The organism is Changpingibacter yushuensis, from assembly GCF_014041995.1.
In the GTDB taxonomy this organism is placed as follows: Bacteria; Actinomycetota; Actinomycetes; order Actinomycetales; family Actinomycetaceae; genus Changpingibacter; species Changpingibacter yushuensis.
Window position 1 is genome coordinate 439824 of the sequence record NZ_CP059492.1, and the last position, 20458, is coordinate 460281.

Sequence of the window (20458 nt, forward strand, 5' to 3'; positions counted from 1 at the left end):
GAAGAGGGGAAAGCTGTGAGTTCTGGGCGTCCAGCGGCGGTCGTGATTCTTGCCGCAGGGCAGGGAACGCGAATGCACTCGGCAACACCCAAGGTGCTGCATTCACTGTGCGGGCGCACTCTTCTTGGTCATGCAATTGCAGCTGCGCGCGGGCTCCGACCCGAATATGTCGTGGTGGTGGTTCGTCACGAACGCGATGCAGTTGCCGCCCACGCGTTGGAATGTGATCCGGACGTCATCATCGCTGATCAGGATGCGATCATGGGTACGGGGCGCGCAGTTTGGTGCGGCCTCCAAGAACTTCCAGCATCGCTTTCCGGGTCTGTTACGGTCATGGCCGGCGATACGCCATTGCTCGATACGCAGACCCTCAGCCACCTGAACGAACGTCACGATTCCAATGCGGTCACGGTTCTCACCACAAACGTTTCCGATCCAACTGGATATGGCCGAATCTTGCGTGACAGCACCGGGAGTATTTGCGGCGTCGTCGAACACAAGGATGCGGATCCCGCCCAACGCGCGATCACGGAGATCAATACCTCCACCTACTCGTTTGACCTCGAGTTTCTCCGCAGCGCGCTGGAGAACCTGTCAAGTTCTAACGCGCAAGGTGAGCTGTATCTGACGGACGTTGTTGAACAGGCCTACTCATCGGGCAGCGGGGTTGGGGACTACGTTGTCTCGGACTCTTGGCTGGTGGAAGGGTGTAACGATCTGGTTCAGCTGGCTGCTTTGCGTCACGAGATGAATAAGCGAATCCTTGACGCTTGGATGCGTTCAGGTGTTTCTATCGTGGACCCAGCCACAACCGCTGTGGACGTCGACGTCACGCTCGAACCCGATTCTTGTATTCTTCCGGGAACTCAACTCCATGGACACACAGATGTGCGTGCGCAGGCAGTTGTGGGACCCGGCGAGTTCACCGACACCGTTGTTGGTGCTCGCGCTGTGGCGTGTCACGTGGTGGCACGCGGTGGCGCAATCCCGGCCGGAACTACTCTTCCGCCATTTACGATTTTTCCGGTGGAGCAGGGGACTGCCGGAAGCACCGACGCTTTGGGCGGAATTCCCGCCGGGCAGCATCACTGACAGGGAGCACCAATGACGGGTATGCAGGTATCCAACGAGAAGCGACTAGTTCTGTTGAGCGGCCGGGCACACCCGGAACTTGCAGATGCTGTAGCAAAGGAGTTGGGCATTGAGCTCCTCCCGATTACCGCGTATGACTTCGCAAGCTCGGAGATCTACGTCCGATTCGATGAGTCGATCCGAGGCGCAGATGTGTTCATTCTGCAGTCCCACCCAGCTCCGATCAACAAGTGGCTCATGGAGCAGCTCATCATGGTGGATGCCGCCAAGCGCGCTTCCGCCAAGCGCATCACCGCTGTTTCGCCGTACTATCCCTACGCCCGCCAAGACAAGAAGCATATGGGCCGCGAACCCATTTCGGCTCGCTTGGTTGCTGACTTGTACAAGGCTGCTGGGGTTGATCGCATCATGAGCGTTGATCTTCACGCGGCACAGGCGCAAGGTTTCTTCGACGGCCCGGTGGATCACTTGTGGGCTATGCCAACATTGGTGGAGTACGTGCGTACCCGCATCGATCCGGATGAGGCCGTGATTGTTTCGCCCGACGCCGGGCGTATCAAGGTAGCTGAACAGTGGGGCAACCGTCTGGGTGGCGTGCCGTTGGCATTCGTGCACAAGACGCGTGACATCTCGCGGCCAAACCAAGCCACAGCGAACCGCGTGGTGGGCGATGTGCGCGGCCGCACGGCTGTGATCGTGGACGATCTCATCGACACGGCCGGAACGATCTGTGGTGCGGTGCGCGTTGTACTTGATGCTGGCGCGAAGGACGTTATCATCGCGGCCACCCACGGGGTGCTCTCCGATCCTGCTGTCACGCGGCTTGGGGAAAGCGGGGTGCGTGAAGTTATCGTGACTGATACTTTGCCCATCCCTGCGGAGAAGCGCTTCCCACAGCTGACAGTTCTTCCGATTGCCCCTGTACTGGCCAATGCAATCGATGCAGTATTCGAGGACGGCTCAGTGACGTCGCTGTTTGACGGCGTGCACTGAGCCCTGAACGCGCTGGATGTGTGTGGGGTGTGGGCGGGAGCGCGTGGCGCTCCCGCCCACACCTGCACTATTCCTCCGAGGGTCGCTTGTGAGTCCACTGCTGCCTAGTCATCGTGTACAGGACACAGTGCTGAAGGTTATCCGGCAGCTCGGGATCCTCCACATCCATCTCAAACGTGAACCCTATTCGCTCCATGACGGCGATGCTGGGGGTGTTCTGGCTGACTGCCAGCGAACCGAGGATAGGGAGCCTCTCAATACCGAACGCGTAATCGCGTGCAGCAGTTGCGCCCTCAGTTGCTAAGCCTTGATGCCACGCCTCCTTGCGCAGCCGCCACCCGATCTCGAAACTCACCACGCCGTGACCGGTTTCTGGCACCACCGGATCCATGGGATGAATGCCAATGAAACCGAGGAAATCACCGGGCAGCAGGACGTCGTCGTCGGAATAGTGAATCGGCTGGCGGGCGGCAACTGCCCATAATCCGAAGCCGTTCTCAGCCAGGTATCTCTGATTGCGTACCGCCTGTTCCAGCGATTCCTCTTCAGAGAGCACCGACGGGAAGAACGATCTCACTTCGGGATCTGCATTCATCTCGATCCACGCACTGAGATCGGCTTCCTCCCAGCCGCGCAGGGTGAGCCGTTGCGTCTCAATTTCAAAGACGTCTGCGTTTTCGTTGAAGATACCGAGATCCGCCACGTCGGGCCGCCTTTCCTTGTGATTCTCCCAATGGATTGATGCTACCGCGCGGCTTGGCGAATGCTGGGCGCGTATTCTGGAAAGCAATGTTCTTCCTCCTCTTCTTGGCCGGCATCCTCGCGGGCATCGTCGGATACTTGGTGGGCCTCGCATCTTTGGTGAGCTATCCGGTTCTCATCGCCATTGGCATCCCGCCGGTTCTGGCAAACACCTCAAACACAGTGGGGTTGCTTGGAGCTGGACTTGGATCGATTGCAAGCGCTTGGCGTCGCATCACCGCGATCGACGTCTATCCATTTGCTCCTCAAGCAATCGTGGGGCTCCTTGGGGGAGTCACTGGCGGGGTGCTTCTCTTGATCGCGGAGCCCGAGGTATTCGAAGCGATCGTGCCGTGGCTCGTGCTTCTCGCGACCGTTCTGGTGATCCTTAGCCCACGCATTAACGGCCGCATGACAAAGCGGCAGATTCCATTCTTAGCTTTCTTGATCATCTTCTTGGCAATCGCAATCTACGGCGGTTACTTCGGTGCTGGCAGCGGTGTTCTGTTCTTTGCCTTGTGTATGTTGTGCACGCCGATGTCTGCACATGAGGCTGTACTCATGAAGACTCCGCTCATGTTCTTGGCGAACCTAGGTGCCTCGATCATCTTCATCGCCCGCGGTGAGGTGGATTGGGTGGTGGCACTTTCGGTCGGCGTAGGAACCTTCGTGGGAGGGTACTTGGGGCCCAAGGTCCAGCGCTGGATCTCTGAGACGGTCATGCGCTGGATGGTGATCGTGGGAGGGTTCGTGATGACTGTGTGGCTCCTCCTGAGGTGAAGTGGGGTACGCCAGGGAGCCTAGTGGTACGGCCGGCCGGGGTCCGGACGTGTGGCACGCATAGGGCCGGAAGTCCGGAACGCTGGCCTCGTGGTTCGTTTTGCCTGTGATCTGTACCCCCGCGCTGGTCTGATTACACGCTTGCGCGTTATGATTGTTGGGTTGCCTCGGCGAGGGAGCGCTGTGAAGTGACTCCGTTATCGACGCGGTGGGTATATCCATACCTGCGGTCATAGAGGCCAACGTCGCCCGGCCAAACGGCTCAGCGCCTGACAGAAAAGGAATACCCACATGGCACACAAGAACACCGCGATCTCGGCGCTTGTCCGCTCCGACTTCGGCAAGGGCGCATCGCGCCAACTTCGCCGTGACGGCCGCATCCCGGCCGTTGCATACGGCCACAACGCTGATCCAATTCACCTTTCTTTCGATGGCCACGATATCTTCTTGGCCACCAAGGGCGTTTCCAACGCGCTACTCAGCGTTGACCTCGAGGGTGAGACCGTGTTGGCACTGGTCAAGGCCATTCAGCGCAACCCACTCTCACGCAGCATTGAGCACGTTGATCTCCTGCGCGTCAGCCGCGATGAGAAGGTCGACGTCGAGGTCCCAGTCGAAGTTACTGGCGAATCCGCCAGCGGCACCATTCACACCATTGAGATGATGCACCTTCTGCTCAAGGCTCCCGCGATCGATATTCCGGAGTCCATCGTTATTGACGTCACCGGCCGCGAAGAGGGCGCTCACGTCACGATTGGTGACATTGACTTCCCTGAAGACGTGGTTTCCGAGCAGGATCCGTCAACCATCGTTGTAGTTATCGCCGCTCCTGAGGTTGACCTCGCTCTGGAGGCCGCTGACGCAGCAGCCGCATCAGCCGCATCTGCAGCTTCCGAAGCAGCCGCTGTGTGATCTAGCGGTTTCGCAAACTTCATAGTGGGTGTGGCGTCCTTTTTGAGGACGCCACACCCATCTTCACTGAAACATAGGTTTTGACCGAAAGGGGAGGCGCCTGCAGCGCCACTTGCTCATGCACGTCGTCGTCGGCCTCGGAAATCCGGGCGCACAGTATGCGAACACCAAGCACAATATCGGGCACATGGTGATCGATGAGTTCGCGTCCCGGGTAGGCTCCACGCTCAGCGCACACCGCTCCTCCAAGACCCATGCGATGTCCACAAGAATCGGTGTGGCTCCGGGCCAGCCCGGTGAGCAGGTCATATTCGCAACCAGTGACTCCTACATGAACACCTCCGGTGGCCCGGTCAAGGCGCTCATGGCGTATTTCGATGTACCTACAGAACAGCTGATCGTCATTCATGATGATCTGGATCTGCCTTTCGGAACCCTCCGCCTCAAGCGAGGAGGAGGGGAAGGCGGCCACAATGGCTTGAAGTCCATTAGCCAGTCCCTCGGATCCAAGGATTACATCCGGCTTCGATTCGGGATTGGCCGCCCACCTGGCAGGCAAGACCCTGCCGACTACGTACTTAAGCCTTTCCCGGCCTCGGATCGCTCGGAGCTTCAACTGCTCATTGGGCAAGCTGCTGACGCGGTTGAAGACGTGCTGTTGCATGGTCTGCAAGCTGCCCAACTCAAGCTTCATACCTCGAACTAACTCGAAGGAACAGATGGACCTGCGTCCCATTCTTACCTATGTTGCCAATGACAAAGCGCTGGCTGAGGCGATGGCAGATGGTGGCGACCGCCGTGACATCGCTATGCCGCGCGGAGTCATTCCGCCCGCTCTCGCGTACTTCGTCTCAGGCGATGACGCGAGGCCCACGGATCACGCAAAAACCGGCCCACTTCATGTGGCCGTGACCGCCACCGGCCGCGGAGCTGAGGAACTGGCCGGAGCGCTGCGGGCCTACTTGCCCCAAGGGTCAGTGGACATCTTTCCGTCATGGGAGACTCTGCCTCATGAACGCCTTTCGCCACGATCAGACACGGTAGCCCAGCGCCTCCTTGTTCTGCGGCGCCTCGCACATCCTGAGGAGTTTGCCCCGCTGGCCGTCTTGGTGATGCCGGTTCGCGCACTTCTCCAGCCCATCACGGCGGACCTTGGCGAACTGAAACCGGTTCGCGTGCGGGTGGGCGACCGCGTCAACCTTGAGCAGCTTGAGAACGATCTGGTCGATGCCGCCTATTCACGCGTGGACATGATTGAGCGCCGCGGTGAGTTTGCCGTTCGTGGCGGAATCATTGACATCTTTGCACCGACGGACGCGCACCCGCGCCGGGTTGAGCTCTTTGGCGACGAAGTGGATGAGATTCGCACGTTTGCCATTGCTGATCAGCGTTCACTTGAGAGTGTTGATGAAGTTTACGCCACTCCCTGCCGCGAAATTCGCCTAACACCGCAGGTGCGCAAGCGTGCAGATGCGCTCATCGCTACTCTGCCGGGCGCGGTGGATATGCTCGCCTCCATCAGCCAAGGTATTGCGCCAGAGGGCATGGAATCATTGGCACCGGCCCTCGTTGAGAAGATGGTCTCCGTAAGTTCCACCTTCCCACGCGGCTCTCGCGTGTGTGTGGTGGAGCCTGAACGCGTCACCCAGCGCGCCGAATCCCTCATAGCAACCACCGAGGAGTTTCTAGCCGCCGCGTGGTCCTCCGCCGCAGCTGGCGCACAGGTACCGATCGACGTCGACGCCGCATCCTTCGCCACTCTTCCCGATACGCGCAAAGAGGTTCTGGCCTCACGTGGTGCATGGTGGACTCTTGGTGGCTTTGCCCGGGATGATGAGACATCAGATTTCGCCTCCGCGGTTCACGCCCGTGAGCCGCTCAGGTTCCTCGGCAAAGTTGATGAGGGCATCGCCGCGATTGGCCACCATGCATCAAACGCGTGGCGCGTGGTTCTAGCGGTGGAAGGGCCAGGCTTGGGCCGCCGCATGCGCGAGCAACTCGAGGAGGCCGGAGTTCCCGCCACCTACGTAGAAGACCTTCCACGGCAGTTAGATCCCGGTCTGTGCTACGTCACCGCTGCGCCAATTGCCTCTGGTTTTGTGATGGAAGAGTACCGTTTCGCCGTGTTCGCGGCGGCCGACATCATGGGGCGCGGTGGTTCATCAACCCGGGACATGCGCAAGATGCCAGCTCGGCGCAAAGCCACCGTTGATCCACTCGCCTTGAAGCCGGGTGACTACATTGTTCATGATCGCCACGGCGTGGGCCGGTTCGTCAAGATGGCGAAGCGTTCTATAGGTGCAAACAAGGAGACACAACGCGAGTACGTTGTGGTCGAATACGCATCAACAAAACGCAACGCTCCGCCCGATCAGTTGTGGATCCCGACCGACTCTTTGGACCAGATCTCCAAGTATTCCGGCGGCGAAGCGCCCCCCCTCAACAAAATGGGCGGTTCGGATTGGGAGAAGACCAAGAACAAGGCGCGCGCGGCAACCAAACAGATCGCGTCCGAACTGGTGCGGCTCTATGCGCAGCGTCAGGCGTCCAAGGGCTTCGCATTCTCCCCGGATACTCCGTGGCAGCGCGAGCTAGAGGACGCTTTCGCGTACGTCGAGACTCCAGATCAGCTTCATACCATTGATGAAGTCAAGGCTGATATGGAAAAGCCTATCCCGATGGATCGTCTGATCTCCGGCGACGTCGGATACGGCAAGACAGAGATCGCAGTGCGCGCCGCGTTCAAAGCAGCGCAAGACGGTAAGCAGGTTGCCGTGCTGGTTCCCACCACACTGTTGGTCCAGCAACACCTAGAGACCTTCACGGAACGATACTCTGGTTTTCCCGTGCGTTTGGCTGCTCTGAGCCGTTTCCAGTCAGAGAAAGAGTCGCAGGAAGTCCTCGCAGGACTGACCGATGGCACAATCGATGTTGTGATCGGAACCCATCGACTCTTGACCGGGAGTGTGCGTTTCAAGAATCTGGGGCTTGTCATCATCGACGAAGAACAGCGGTTTGGCGTGGAACACAAGGAAACGCTCAAGCAGATGTACCCAACCATTGATGTGCTCTCTATGTCCGCCACACCCATTCCGCGCACACTAGAAATGGCCGTGACAGGTGTACGGGAAATGTCCACCTTGGCCACTCCACCCGAGGAGCGCCATCCCGTTCTCACATATGTGGGAGCCCGCGAAGACAAACAGATTATTGCTGCGATTCGCCGCGAACTGCTGCGTGATGGCCAAGTATTTTATGTTCACAACCGTGTGAATGACATGTCAAAGGTATCGGCTCACCTTCATGAGCTGGTGCCGGAAGCTCGCATAGGGGTTGCCCATGGAAAGATGGGCGAACATCAGCTTGAAGGGGTCATTCAACAGTTCTGGGATAAAGAAGTTGATGTGCTGGTATGTACCACGATCGTCGAAACAGGCCTAGACATCTCCAACGCGAACACTCTGATCGTGGAGGACGCGGATAAGTTTGGACTCTCCCAACTGCACCAGCTTCGTGGACGCGTAGGACGCGGCCGGGAAAGGGCCTATGCCTACTTCCTCTACCAGCCGGATCGCACCATGACGGAGACGGCACTTGAGCGTTTGCGCACGATTGCTGCCAACACTGATCTGGGAGCCGGAATCCAAGTCGCGATGAAGGATTTGGAGATCCGTGGAGCCGGCAACATGCTGGGCGGCGAGCAGTCGGGTCAGATTGCGGGGGTTGGCTTTGACCTTTACGTGCGGATGGTCTCTGAGGCCGTGGCGAAGCTGCGGCCGGGATCGTCTCACACTGAGGAGGAGCCTGCGGACGTGCGCATCGAGTTGCCCATTGACGCGTTCCTTCCGGAATCCTATGTTCCTTCTGAGCGTCTCAGGCTCGAGATCTACGCGAAGATCGCGGCCTGCCAGAATGAGGACGAACGGGCATCGGTGCGGGATGAGCTTCTTGACCGATATGGACCAATACCGATGGAAGCGGAGCGGCTCTTCAAGATCTCGCACCTGCGGGAGACCTGCCGACGGGCAGGAATTGAGGAAGTCACGCAAGCCGGTCGCAACATCCGGTTTGCACCGGTTCAGCTGACCGACTCACGCCAAGCGCGCCTCAAACGGTTGTTCCCAGGCGCGATGGCCAAGCCTGCCATTCGAGTCATCATGGTGCCATTGCCCAACAACACTCGCCGAATGGGTGAAGCACTCAATGTTGAGAACGAGAAGCTCGTTGACTGGGTGGAAGCTGTGATGGAAGCGGTCTTTATCGCAAGTATTGGGCAGAATTAGTAGTATTAGCAGGGTTGTGATCTATGCTCAAGGGCGGACGAACTTCTCATCAGGAATAGAGGAAGCATGACGAAAAAGCTTGCAGTCGCAGGAGCGGCATTGTTAGCTATGGGTCTGCTGGCTGGCTGTACGTCGCAGTCCGGGGCCGCAGTGATTGTCAATGGCACCACGATCTCAGAGCAAGAGGTCAACGATCTGGCTTCAGAGATCGCAGGTGCTGGCGGGTCGCGGCTGAACGCCCTGAATATCGGCGTGACCGTTGCCGGTGCCAAGCCGATTCTGGCGGGTTATTCGGATGTGGTCACTGATGACTACAAGTCCGCAGCAATCGCTAATTGCTCCACCACTGTGGGTGTTGAGGCCAACGAGGCTTCTTCTTCGCTTCTCAAGGATTACTGCGTCATCATGCAGTTGGCGACTGACAACTCGGATTTCTACGACGAAGCCAATCAAGCACTCACAAGCCCGGACATCGAACTGAACCCGCGTTACGGCGATCTGACTAGCGACACCGGTTTGCCGGCCTTCCTTTCCACCGATGACCGTTCTGCGCCCACGTCGGACGCAACCAACTAGGACCTGACCACGTTGGGGTCTGTTTGCCGAACGCAAACTCCATTGGCGAATGCGTGGATTTAGCGAGTGCCGAAGGTCCCTCAACGATTGCATTGGTCACGTTGCTCTTGGCGAAATGATGTTCAAAGGAAGCTTCTGGGCTAACGCGATGACGTGTTTTAGGCGACAATAGTTCTTGGCGGGTGTTTTGCCCGTGCAGGTATGGCCAACTTAGGCCAAAGGATCAACAAAAGGAGTACCTGTGGCCAGCATTGAGGCTGTTGCTTCCCGCGAAATTCTCGATTCTCGTGGCAACCCGACCGTTGAGGTCGAGGTTCTGCTCGACGACGGCACGTTCGCACGCGCCGGTGTTCCATCTGGTGCATCGACAGGTGCATTCGAAGCAGTTGAGCGTCGCGATGGCGATAAGGGCCGCTACCTCGGCAAGGGTGTTCAGGATGCGGTTGAGGCCGTAACTGAGATCATCGAGCCGGAGATCATTGGTATGTCTGCTGAAGATCAGCGCTACCTTGATCAGACCCTGATTGACCTTGACGGTACCAATAACAAGGGCAAGATTGGCGCCAATGCCATTCTTGGTGTTTCCCTCGCAGTTGCGAAGGCTGCAGCAGAATCTGCAGGTCTTCCTCTCTACCATTACCTCGGCGGTCCGAACGCACACGTTCTGCCCGTTCCGATGATGAACATCCTCAACGGTGGATCGCACGCTGATTCCAACGTTGATATTCAGGAGTTCATGATTGCTCCAATTGGCGCTCCAACTTTCAAGGAGTCGCTGCGCTGGGGTGCAGAGGTTTACCACTCCCTCAAGGCAGTGCTCAAGGGCCGCGGCCTGAACACCGGTCTTGGCGACGAAGGTGGGTTCGCTCCTGATCTTCCGTCCAACGCTGCTGCACTCGACCTGATCATTGAGGCAATTGAGAAGGCTGGCCTCAAGGCTGGCTCGGACGTTGCTTTGGCTATGGACGTTGCATCTTCTGAGTTCTTCAAGGATGGCGCCTACCAGTTCGAAGGCGAAGCAAAGGACACCGATTTCATGGTGGCCTACTACGAGAAGCTGATCGCTGATTACCCGATCGTATCCATTGAGGATCCGCTTTCAGAAGATGAGTGGGACGCTTGGGTTCGTCTGACCTCTGAGATTGGTGACAAGGTCCAGCTGGTCGGTGACGATCTGTTCGTGACCAACCCATCCCGTCTCCAGAAGGGCATCGATCTTGGCGCAGCTAACGCGCTTCTGGTGAAGGTGAACCAGATCGGCACCCTGACTGAGACCCTCGAGGCAGTGGAGAACGCACACCGCGCAGGCTTCAAGTCGATGACTTCGCACCGCTCTGGTGAAACCGAAGACACCACGATTGCAGACCTCGCAGTTGCTACCAACTCCGGCCAGATCAAGACCGGTGCACCTGCCCGTGGCGAGCGCATCAACAAGTACAACCAGCTCTTGCGCATTGAGGATGAACTGAGCGACGACGCCCTGTACGCAGGTCGTTCCGCTTTCCCACGTTTCAAGGCCTGATAGCTCTTATTGAGTAATCTGGACGAATGCCGGCCCGTCAGGGCCGGCATTCGTCGTCAGTAGGTAAAGGCGCGCTACGAGCTTGGGAGGAGGCACATCATGAGCTCGCGGAGAGGCACATCATGAGCTGGGGGAGTTGCGCGCTGATGGTGTGAGGAGCCACGAGGTGGATGTACTGGGCCGCGGCCAGTCGCTGACCCGTCCTTTCAGACGAAGCAACTAGAATCCTTCATATGACCGTCCGCCGCCCTCAAACTCCTGGATCGCATTCGTCGGGTTCCGAACACCCACGTGGGCGCGATCAGGCGCGCCCTGCGAAGGTGGCAAGCAAGCAGGGAGGCAAAACGTCAGGGGAGAACCGGCAAGGTTCGCAACAGTCTCCGGCTTCGGAGAAATCCGCGGCGCCGCACCGTCAACGTGCCGCTGACCGGCCGCAAGCTCAGCAACGTGAGCACACGGCTGATCGCACATCTTCCTCCCCAAGTGGTTCGGCTCCTCGCGTGTCCGGCCGTCCAGCGTCCAAGCGCACGGATTCGGGCCGCCCGTCAACACCTCGCGCAGGTGCTTCCCGTCCCTCATCCCCACGGTCAAAGACTTCTCACCCCGCAGGCTCACGTTCTGCCAACCGAACCAGCGCGAATGTGGCGCCGTCGCGGCGGCCCGCTCAGCCGGATCCAGACAAACGTGAACGCCCGCAGAGGATGGGCACAAAGCGCTCCATCTTCATCCATGGCAGGAACGGTGGACGCCAGTTCTCGTTGCGGCTACTCGTGGTCGGCCTTTTCGCTCTGATGGCCGTGATTATCGTGGCACCTACGTTCGTACGCTACCTCGATCGTCAACAAGAGGTTGCTCAGGCTCGGGCGGATCTCACCCAGGCGCAGGATACTGTGACGGAACTGGAGCGCGAACTGAGCCTGTGGAACGACGAAGATTTCGTCAAGGCGCAAGCCCGCGAACGACTTGGTTACGTCATGCCCGGTGAGACTCTGTACGTGGTGAGTGACTCGGGGGAGGGCACGGCTCAGGAACAACTCGAATCCCGTGTTGCGGAAGTCAACCGGGATCGGCGTGCGGCCACTCCCTGGTTCGTCACCATGTGGGACTCGATCACTGTTGCCGGGCAATCAGGTGATGAGCAGGATAACTCGAGCAATGCACCTGTACTCACGCCGGATGGCACCACCACCACGGCGCCGTCGGCTTCAGAACCGGCAACTGATCCGAGCACAACAACGTCAACCCCAACTATCGAGGAATCCAATGGCTGATCTGAACTCAGAATCGAATGCGAATCACGGAGCTACCCGGCCCGTGCTGAGTCCAGATGAGGTCACAGCCGAGCTGCTCACGCAGGTTGCTGCGAATGCCACGCCTGTGGCAGGGCATGACGTTGCAGTCATTGAGGAGCAACTCGGGCGCGTGCCGCGCGGGCTGGTAGGTGTGGGAGCGCGGTGTGCGTGCGGCAAGCCCGCCGTCACGGTCACTCTTCCTCGCTTGCCCGATGGTTCGCCGTTCCCAACGGTCTTCTATCTCAGTCTGCCCTACCTTGTCCGCGAAGCCTCGCGCTTGGAGGCAGACGGTGTCATGGCAGAGCTCAACGATCGGCTGTCTGAGCAGCCGGATCTCGCTGCTGCTCATGCCGCGGCGCATGAGAGCTACGTGGCGCGCCGCCGGATCTTGGGTGACGTAGAAGAGATCGCCCACGTTTCCGCTGGTGGGATGCCTAGCCGCGTCAAGTGCCTGCACGCCATGGTGGGTTATTCACTGAGCGCAGGGCCGGGCGTATGTCCAATCGGCGATATCGCACTTTCGATGATCGGGTGGGACGATTCGGTCTGCCATTGCGACCAAGCCTAAAGTTGATCCCGTGAGAGTAGCTGGAATCGATTGTGGAACCAACTCCATCCGTCTGCTGATTGCGGATGTGCCGGGGGCCGATGAACCGTTGACCGATGTGGTGCGTGACATGAACGTTGTGCGCCTTGGTCGGGGAGTTGATCGGACAGGTGAGTTCGCGCAGGATGCGCTGGAGCGGACCTTTGCCAAAACGGAGGAATACGCCGCGCTGTGCCGTGAGAATGGGGTGGAGTCCATCCGATTCGCCGCCACTTCCGCGGCCCGCGATGCCCGCAACAAGGACGTCTTCTTGGACGGTATTCGGCAACGGCTCGGTGTGCCTGTGCAGATTCTTTCCGGCGACGACGAAGCCCGCACCAGTTTTGAGGGAGCCTCATCAGTTTTGTCCTCTGACGTGCCGAAGCGAGTGATCGCAGTCGATCTAGGTGGAGGCTCCACTGAGGTCGTCTTAGGCGAGTTGGGAGGCGGTGTGGTCTCCGATTTCTCGATGGACGTGGGCTGTGTACGGATGTATGAACGGCACATGCACTCTGACCCCGCAACAAGTGAAGAGATCGCGGCTGCTCGCGCGGACGTGCGGGCAATGCTCGACCTTGCGGAGGAACGGGTGGATCTGAGGTCCGCCGAAGGGCTCGTTGGCTTGGCAGGCACTGTTACAACCTTGACCGCGAAGGCCCTAGGGCTTGCGGCTTATGATCCTGAGCGGATTCATGGAAGCACGCTGAGTGTGGATGAAGTGGTTGAGGCGTGCGAGTGGTTCATCCATTCGAGCCGCCCGGAACGCGAAGCGCTCGGGTTCATGCATCCGGGCCGCGTAGACGTCATGCCAGCCGGTGCGTTGGTGTGGGAGGAAGTAGTCAGGCGAGTTTCTGCCCGGATGGCTGAAGCCGGCCGGGAACTGAGCGGAGTAGTCACGTCGGAGCATGACATCTTGGATGGAATGGCTTTGTGGGCGGCGCGCGAACCACAGCGGCCAGATTGGGCCTAGAGACTTACTGTGCGGCGCCGGTGCCGTGTTTCGGCCGCTAGATGCAGATGGGTGCCTACCGACGATCCGGAACGATTCGCACTGAAATGATCCGGAACGACTCGCAGTGAAACGATCCGGAACGATCGGTCGACGTCGTCGGAACCAACCGTATGTGGCCCCATACCAACAGCTAGATCTACTCGTGGTCCGGCTTTCGTTGTGGCTTTCGCCATAACCGGCGCATACGCCGGGACTCCACTGCGTTGTCAGACGCTTCCCGGGAAGAACGTAGGGATTTGGGCTGAGCGCCGCTCCCACGCACGCGCTGCGCGAGCCTGACCCGCAGCGCGATAGCACCCAGTACAACGGCCAATAGGGATCCGACAATGACAGCAACCCGGGCATGTGCTTCGTGAGGATCGGTGGCATCAAAGGAGAGATAAGCAATTAAGAGTGAGACGGTGAAGCCTATGCCGGCCACAAACGATATTGGGAAGATATCCGCAAGGTCAATGCCATGGCCGAGCTTCAGCCGGAATACCTTCACCATGACCCACACTCCACCGAAGATCCCGATGCACTTGCCCAATGGGAGTCCTAGGTAGATTCCGATGGCAACGGGGTCCGAGAGCATACTCCCGAAACCGCCCGAATCTACGATGTTAACTCCGGCAGCGAAGAATGCGAAGATTGGAAGAACCACTCCGGCGGACCAGAATGAGAATGCGTCGGAGAACCGATGGGTGAGAGATACGCTCTCATTCTTGCGCTGCGTAGCAGGAACCACCATACCCAGAAGAACGCCAGCGATGGTGGCGTGAATTCCGGCAGTATGCATGAAGTACCACGCGAGGATACCTAGCGGCCAAAGCAACCACCAAGCGGTAATCCGCCGTGAAACCAGCACGCCGAATATCGCGACGATGGTGATAGAAGCCGCGAGATATAGGAAGTTAATGCCATTAGAGAAGAACACTCCGATGACGATGATTCCACCTAGATCATCAGCCACCGCCAACGTCATGAGGAATGTGCGGGCAGCTGGCGGAAGTCCCTTACCAAAGATACTGAGTACGGCGAGTGCGAACGCAATATCGGTTGCAACAGGTACTGCCCATCCTCCGTACTGTCCGGACCCGGAGATCAGTTGGACCGCCATGTACACGGCGATGGGTCCGACCATGCCGCAAACTGCTGCGATGATAGGAACTGCAGCTTGTCGCGGATCACGTAATGATCCTGTGGTGAACTCCTGCTTCAGTTCGAGACCCACAACAAAGAAGAAGATAACCAAGAGACCGTCGGATGCCCAACCGGAAACGGGAAGAGCCAAGTGCAGTGCAGCGGGTCCGATCACGTACTCGGACATCGCGAAGAACGCATCACGAACCGGCGAGTTTGACCAAATCAGGGAAACTAGCGCAGCAAGAAGCAAGACGACGCCAGAAAAGGACTCACTCCTGAGTGCGTTCTGATACCGAGCGATGGGTCCGGCTTTGAATGCCATGTTTTCCCCTTGGGATTGATACGATAGCCGAGGTGGGTACCTCAATACCCTACAATAGGATCTTGGTGGCCTTCTCATCCGTAGGCGTCCGCCGCCCCCCATAGCCCAACTGGCAGAGGCAGCCGACTTAAAATCGGCCCAGTGCGGGTTCGAATCCCGCTGGGGGGACCAGTAGTATCAACGAAAAGTCGGGGCTGTTAGCACCGCACCCCCAACCAGTCTGTTCCGAGGGTATATGGCACGATCGTTGGCTCCCAGAATTAGGCTTTGGTTGCTGTTTGCAACTGCCGTGCGTATTCGACCAGAGGTCTAATCGCTTCTCGAGACGTGTGGTCGTACCCCTCCACGATTCCGTCCGCAACCTGGGCGGCCCATTCACCGCGATCACGGTACTTCTGAACACGCTTCGCAAATGTCTTCAGGAGCAGGTATTCAGGCTTGTTCAGACCCTCGTAACGGATTCCGCCCTCAAAGTAGAAGTACTTGTAGGCTCCGCGTGCCAGCTCACGACGTGTGAATGTTCCTGCGGCCGCCTTCCAGTCTCGATCTGGATGCTGCGGCGTGCCACCGTTGGCCCACACGATGACGTTTTCTGCAGGGGCGCCGTCGGTGGTAGCGAGCTTCTTGCGAAACGTGTGAAAGCCCCGGATCTTTGACATGCGTACGCCGGCGCCATAGATCACAACGTCGTAGTCAGCAAGATTGACTGAGTCGAGTTCGTCGAATGGGAGGAGCTGAGCTTGAAGTTCCTCGGCGATCCACGTGGCGTAGGTCTGGGAGAATCCGGTCACGGAGTTGTACATAACTAGTGTTTGCGCCACAGTGTCCTCAACAATCATTGGTTTCTGCCGTGGCTCCCCAGTGAGTTCCACCGCGCACTACGTAAGCGCGGCCCAGTAGCGGGCACGGCTTAGCCATTGAATGACACGTGTCGCTATCCCAGAGAGTCGTATTCGGCGTAATACATGCCTATACTACTGGTTTTCTGGACCTCCATCGCACATGTGTTATGCAAAAGCCTAGCTTCAAGCAGCCAGTGGCCTCTCCATGATGCTGTGTGAGGTTCTGCGGAGCTTGCGGAGAAGCAGGACCGGTGGATGGGACATCGATTCCCATCCACCGGTCCTGCCGCTCTGACTAGTTCTGCTGAGCAGTAAAGAAACTACTTATCGAAGGTGTCCTTAAGCTTCTCAGCTGCAGCCTTCAGGCCGGATTTCGCATTCTCAACAAACTCCTTGGCCTTGCCTTCTGAATGCTGCAGCTTGCCTTCAGCCTCCAGGTCCTTATCGTTGGTCACTTTGCCTGTGGTTTCCTTGGCTTTGCCAGCAATCTTGTCGAAAGTCGAATCTTCTGCCATGGTGGCCTCCTTCGTTGAGATGAAACCCGAAGTGTTGGGTAGGTCACATACTGTCACGGCAGTGCACTACCAGTACAGAGAGGTTCCCCCCAGAGAGGAAAACGTTGTGTTTGTGAATCTGGATTCGTATGGGTGTAGACACGGAGGTGGATGGTAGCGCGCTAACGCTCACTCTTTTCAGACGTCGGATCGAGAGTAGCGGATGAATCCGAGCGCACCGATTACGACCGTGTACAGCACCCATGCGATTGTCGCTGTGGACCACGAAATGCCTGACCCATCGGCCATGACGAATGATCCGGAGCTTGTGGCAGTGCTGATCACGTTAAGTGGCATGTAGTGGATCAGGGTGTCCTGTATCCAATCGAGATTGATGATCGCAACCATTGTGGACAGATAGAGCCCAACGAGCGCCAGCATGATCGAACCCGCCGTGCTTCGAATGGCGTACCCCAGACCAGCCGACATGACCGCCGCGAGCGTGAGAACTAGCCAGAAGACGACCAGAGGGCGTAGATCGTTACTGTCCGCATTCCAAGAAATGCCGGAGGTGACCATGAATACGAGGGTAGACAGAACAGTCATGATCCCTACGGAGATCCCAGACAAGATCCCGACGGCCAACATCTTCGCGGAGAAAGCGCGCCCACGGCGCGGGTCGGAGAGCGTGGTAGTACGCATCGTGTTCGATGCATACTCGTTTGTGACTGCGAGGACGCCTTGCACGATCGGGAAGATGATGATGAAGGAGATTCCCGCCGTCACCGCCTCCGAGATGGGAAGTGAGTAATCTCCAGCGTAAGCGTCCAAAGCAGAGCGACTAGTGGCTCCAACGGCCCACATTATGAGCGTATAGCCAACGATCATGATGATGTGGTTGATCCAGAAGGAACGCAGGCAGGTCAGTTTGCGGATTTCTGAGCGCAGTGAACGGAAGAACGAGGAGTGATAGATCCGCGCATCTAGTACAAAATCGCGATTCGCCATGGGTGTAGTCATTTGGTCTCACCTTCCTGTGCTGCGTTCCACGCCTGCCCTTGGTCAGGGTAGGGAGATTGGCCGTAAATCGGAGCTTGGCCATCGAAGACTGGTGCGCTGGCGCTAGTTGGATAGCCTACGGGCATGCCAGGTGTGGGTGCACCCGAACCGAACTCTACAGAGGACTGCGTGAGTTCCATGAACACGTCCTCCAAGCTGGAATGAGACTCTGAGAGTTCGTGAAGCTCAACGTTGTTCGTATATGCCAAATGCCCGATCGAGCTTCGTTGGCCGCCTCGGATTGAGAATGCTCCCTGTGGGGAGCGTTCGCTTGGCTGGAGATACTGGTAGGCGATCCCGGCCCTGTCTAGCATGGCTGCCAAAGCCTGGCTATCGGGACTGGCCACATTGATGATGGTGTGAGCAGCGCTCTCAGTGAAGTTGGTGATTGGACCGTGAGCAATGAGTGAACCGCGCCCGATCACCACGAGGTCATCGGCAGTCACTGCCATCTCGCTCATGAGATGTGAGGAGACCAGAACGGTGCGGCCCTGAGCTGCCAGATCGCGCATAAGTGTGCGAATCCAGCGCACGCCGTCGGGATCCAGACCATTTACGGGCTCGTCAAAGAGGAAGACCTGTGGATCACCAAGCAGAGCGATGGCGATTCCCAAGCGCTGGCCCATGCCGAGCGAGAATCCCTTTAGGCGCTTGTTAGCGACGTGAGAAATACCAGTGAGCTCCAGAACGTCGTCGACCCTCTTCTTCGGAATGCCATGGGTATCCGCGACGATCTGAAGCTGTTGACGAGCAGTGCGGCCCGGATGGAAAGCCTTGCCATCCAAGAGCGCGCCAACGGTGGTGACAGGCGACTTGAGTTCGGAGTATTGAACCCCTCCAATGGAGGTGCGCCCGGCGGTTGGGTTGTCGAGCCCAACAATGCACCGCATGGTGGTGGACTTGCCTGAACCATTCGGACCAAGGAACCCGGTTACTCTGCCGGGAGCTACGGTGAAACTCAGGTCATTGACGGCTGTGGTCGAGCCGTACTTCTTCGTCAGATGTTCGACGGTGATCATGGGTGTCCTTTCATGGGGACTCTGAATCGGTCGATTCTCCCTATTGGTACCGGGCCACACATTACCCGAAGAGGTGTGTGACGTCGCCGAATCCTCCACACGTTTGGGCAAGAATGGGGAGAGCAACCCGGAAGTATCCTGGGAGGAATTGGGCTTTGAGCTGAGGCAACCTTACGGAAGCGTAAGTGTTCCCGTAGACTTGACGTGTTTCTTACGATGTATCCAACACCGCCATCTTCTTAGGAGGTACCGTGGCAAACAATCCTGTCATGAGCCGCAATCCCTATTTCAACGCGCAGGCAGCAACGCCCAACGCCTACCCAACTACGGGTCAAGGAGTTCCGCAGGCCGGTTCGTTCCAAGGCCAGACGGGTTACGACCAGTTCAGCCAAGCACAGCCTGAGGCACAGCAGCAGTTCCAGCAGTACGCTTCCCCGTTCCAGCCTCAGACCACCACAACCATGACGTACGACGACGCCATGGTGAAGACTTTCATTCTGCTCGCGGCGGCCATCGTCAGCGGTATCGCGACTGCGATCTTGGTGCCACTCGACTACATCTTGCCAGTCGCAGTGGTGGCTTCGATCGGAGCTTTCGTGTTGGGAATGGTGGCTTCCTTCCAGCGAGTTGTGAAGCCCGGTTTTGCCATTGGATACGCAGTCCTTGAAGGTATCTGCTTGGGCGGGCTTACCTACGTCCTCAACTTGATGTACCCAGGCGTTGCATCGCAGGCCGTACTAGGCACCGTCGTTGTGGTGGCTGTAGCTGCGGGTCTGCACGTCAGTGGAAAGGTTCGCACCACCCCCAAGGGGCGCCGTGTAGTTCTGACCGTGATGATTGCAGCCATCATTTACGGCTTCATCAACATCATTCTTCTCATGACCGGCCTCGCCTCTGGCTGGGGTCTCTACAGCGGATCTATAGGCATTGTGCTGGGCTTGGTCATGATCGCGGTGGGTGGATACATGCTCATTGGTGATCTCGAACTGGTAAAAACCGCTGTGGCGAAGGGTGCTCCGAGCGAGTTCGCATGGACCTGCGCCTTTGGCATCGTCATGACGATTCTGTGGATCTACATTGAGATGTTGCGTTTGGTTTCCATTATCGCTTCTCAGCGGTAACGAAGATAGAACGATCACCAAGATAGCGAAGGATTAGACAGCACCAACGCTTTTGATGAGGTGTTCTCGTAGCAAAAACGTAGAGGCGCGTGAGAGCTTTGGGTGCTTGAGAAGCACGTTGAATAGATGAAGGGCGGGCAGCTGAGGCTGCCCGCCCTTCATCTATTAAGCTGTCGCACCACATGAGGAAGGTGCCGTTGTTGGTCACTCAGCTGTTTACTTCACGCCAAGGAGGTCGACGACGAACACGAGCGTATCTGTGCCCTTGATACCAGCGCGCGGATTTCCGCCCACTCCGTATCCCTTCTCAGGTGGAATCGAGATGAGAAGGCGCGAACCGACGCTCTTGCCAACAATTCCCTGATCCCATCCTTGGATGACCATGCCCACCCCGATCGGGAACGAAGTTGGTTCACCGCGTCTGAAGGACGAATCAAAGACGTCGCCGTCCCAGATCTGCCCGTGGTAGTTCACTTCAATTTCTCGTCCTGCTTGGATTGTGGGACCAGTGCCACTTTCGAGCACGGCCACGTGCAATCCACGAGGGGCAGGAGCATCGGGGAAGGTGAGCTCTGGATTCTCTCCGAAGTCCCCGGTGACGGTTGGGAGTGTGACGTCCATGATGTCCTCTCTGGTCGTTTCAACCCAGTTTAAAGCGCGATTTTTGGGGCAGTCTATGCCAGTAGG

19 protein-coding genes and 1 tRNA gene are annotated in these 20458 nt (G+C 57.9%); 13 read left to right on the forward strand and 7 right to left on the reverse strand.

All coding sequences use genetic code 11. The features are described from left to right. Positions 1-15: 15 nt before the first annotated feature. Complete coding sequence (locus H2O17_RS01840; RefSeq protein ID WP_182050075.1) at positions 16-1092, forward strand: NTP transferase domain-containing protein; 1077 nt, start codon at positions 16-18, stop codon at positions 1090-1092. 12 nt (positions 1093-1104) lie between these two features. Then, the gene (locus H2O17_RS01845; protein WP_182050076.1) at positions 1105-2085 is read left to right on the forward strand and encodes a ribose-phosphate diphosphokinase; all 981 of its coding nucleotides are present in this window, start codon (positions 1105-1107) and stop codon (positions 2083-2085) included. Between the two features lie 67 nt (positions 2086-2152). Here the strand turns inward: H2O17_RS01845 and H2O17_RS01850 are convergent, their stop codons facing one another. Further along, positions 2153-2788 carry a GNAT family N-acetyltransferase gene (locus tag H2O17_RS01850; protein WP_182050077.1) on the reverse strand — a complete coding sequence of 212 codons (636 nt, stop codon included), beginning with the start codon at positions 2786-2788 and terminating at the stop codon, positions 2153-2155. 86 nt (positions 2789-2874) lie between these two features. Here H2O17_RS01850 and H2O17_RS01855 point away from each other — a divergent pair, with 86 nt between their 5' ends. From H2O17_RS01855 to H2O17_RS01895, 9 genes are all read left to right on the forward strand, one after another. Further along, on the forward strand, positions 2875-3606 hold the full coding sequence (locus H2O17_RS01855; protein WP_182050078.1) for a sulfite exporter TauE/SafE family protein: 732 nt from the start codon (positions 2875-2877) through the stop codon (positions 3604-3606). Between the two features lie 291 nt (positions 3607-3897). Beyond that, positions 3898-4518 carry a 50S ribosomal protein L25/general stress protein Ctc gene (locus H2O17_RS01860; protein ID WP_182050079.1) on the forward strand — a complete coding sequence of 207 codons (621 nt, stop codon included), beginning with the start codon at positions 3898-3900 and terminating at the stop codon, positions 4516-4518. 118 nt (positions 4519-4636) lie between these two features. After that, positions 4637-5224 (forward strand): aminoacyl-tRNA hydrolase, encoded by a 588-nt coding sequence (gene pth / locus H2O17_RS01865; RefSeq protein WP_182050080.1) that lies wholly within the window; start codon positions 4637-4639, stop codon positions 5222-5224. 13 nt (positions 5225-5237) lie between these two features. Beyond that, the gene (mfd, locus tag H2O17_RS01870; RefSeq protein ID WP_182050081.1) at positions 5238-8801 is read left to right on the forward strand and encodes a transcription-repair coupling factor; all 3564 of its coding nucleotides are present in this window, start codon (positions 5238-5240) and stop codon (positions 8799-8801) included. A 66-nt stretch (positions 8802-8867) separates the two neighbouring features. After that, positions 8868-9377 carry a hypothetical protein gene (locus tag H2O17_RS01875; protein WP_182050082.1) on the forward strand — a complete coding sequence of 170 codons (510 nt, stop codon included), beginning with the start codon at positions 8868-8870 and terminating at the stop codon, positions 9375-9377. 241 nt (positions 9378-9618) lie between these two features. After that, on the forward strand, positions 9619-10899 hold the full coding sequence (gene eno, locus H2O17_RS01880; protein WP_182050083.1) for a phosphopyruvate hydratase: 1281 nt from the start codon (positions 9619-9621) through the stop codon (positions 10897-10899). 233 nt (positions 10900-11132) lie between these two features. Further along, complete coding sequence (locus H2O17_RS11605; protein WP_246311296.1) at positions 11133-12170, forward strand: FtsB family cell division protein; 1038 nt, start codon at positions 11133-11135, stop codon at positions 12168-12170. Next, positions 12163-12759 carry a DUF501 domain-containing protein gene (locus H2O17_RS01890; RefSeq protein WP_182050084.1) on the forward strand — a complete coding sequence of 199 codons (597 nt, stop codon included), beginning with the start codon at positions 12163-12165 and terminating at the stop codon, positions 12757-12759. Before H2O17_RS11605 ends, H2O17_RS01890 begins: the two co-directional genes overlap by 8 nt. A 10-nt stretch (positions 12760-12769) precedes the next feature. Then, the gene (locus H2O17_RS01895; protein ID WP_182050085.1) at positions 12770-13747 is read left to right on the forward strand and encodes a Ppx/GppA phosphatase family protein; all 978 of its coding nucleotides are present in this window, start codon (positions 12770-12772) and stop codon (positions 13745-13747) included. A 178-nt stretch (positions 13748-13925) separates the two neighbouring features. Here H2O17_RS01895 and nhaA read toward each other — a convergent pair whose 3' ends face one another. Then, positions 13926-15236, reverse strand: coding sequence for a Na+/H+ antiporter NhaA (nhaA, locus tag H2O17_RS01900; protein ID WP_182050086.1), 1311 nt, complete (start codon positions 15234-15236; stop codon positions 13926-13928). A gap of 94 nt (positions 15237-15330) precedes the next feature. Between nhaA and H2O17_RS01905 the strand changes: the two genes are divergently transcribed. Further along, positions 15331-15407, forward strand: a tRNA-Leu gene (locus H2O17_RS01905). An 89-nt stretch (positions 15408-15496) separates the two neighbouring features. On the opposite strand, the gene H2O17_RS01910 is transcribed toward H2O17_RS01905, so the two are convergent. From H2O17_RS01910 to H2O17_RS01925, 4 genes are all read right to left on the reverse strand, one after another. After that, on the reverse strand, positions 15497-16039 hold the full coding sequence (locus H2O17_RS01910; RefSeq protein ID WP_246311297.1) for a flavodoxin domain-containing protein: 543 nt from the start codon (positions 16037-16039) through the stop codon (positions 15497-15499). A gap of 359 nt (positions 16040-16398) precedes the next feature. After that, on the reverse strand, positions 16399-16593 hold the full coding sequence (locus tag H2O17_RS01915) for a CsbD family protein (RefSeq protein WP_182050087.1): 195 nt from the start codon (positions 16591-16593) through the stop codon (positions 16399-16401). A gap of 177 nt (positions 16594-16770) precedes the next feature. Further along, on the reverse strand, positions 16771-17592 hold the full coding sequence (locus H2O17_RS01920) for an ABC transporter permease subunit (RefSeq protein ID WP_182050088.1): 822 nt from the start codon (positions 17590-17592) through the stop codon (positions 16771-16773). Beyond that, positions 17589-18650, reverse strand: a complete 1062-nt coding sequence (locus H2O17_RS01925) for an ABC transporter ATP-binding protein (RefSeq protein ID WP_182050089.1) — start codon at positions 18648-18650, stop codon at positions 17589-17591. Before H2O17_RS01925 ends, H2O17_RS01920 begins: the two co-directional genes overlap by 4 nt. A gap of 251 nt (positions 18651-18901) precedes the next feature. Here H2O17_RS01925 and H2O17_RS01930 point away from each other — a divergent pair, with 251 nt between their 5' ends. Further along, positions 18902-19771, forward strand: a complete 870-nt coding sequence (locus H2O17_RS01930; RefSeq protein WP_246311298.1) for a Bax inhibitor-1/YccA family protein — start codon at positions 18902-18904, stop codon at positions 19769-19771. Positions 19772-19987: 216 nt separating this feature from the next. Here the strand turns inward: H2O17_RS01930 and H2O17_RS01935 are convergent, their stop codons facing one another. Beyond that, on the reverse strand, positions 19988-20395 hold the full coding sequence (locus tag H2O17_RS01935) for an FKBP-type peptidyl-prolyl cis-trans isomerase (protein WP_246311346.1): 408 nt from the start codon (positions 20393-20395) through the stop codon (positions 19988-19990). Positions 20396-20458 lie beyond the last annotated feature (63 nt).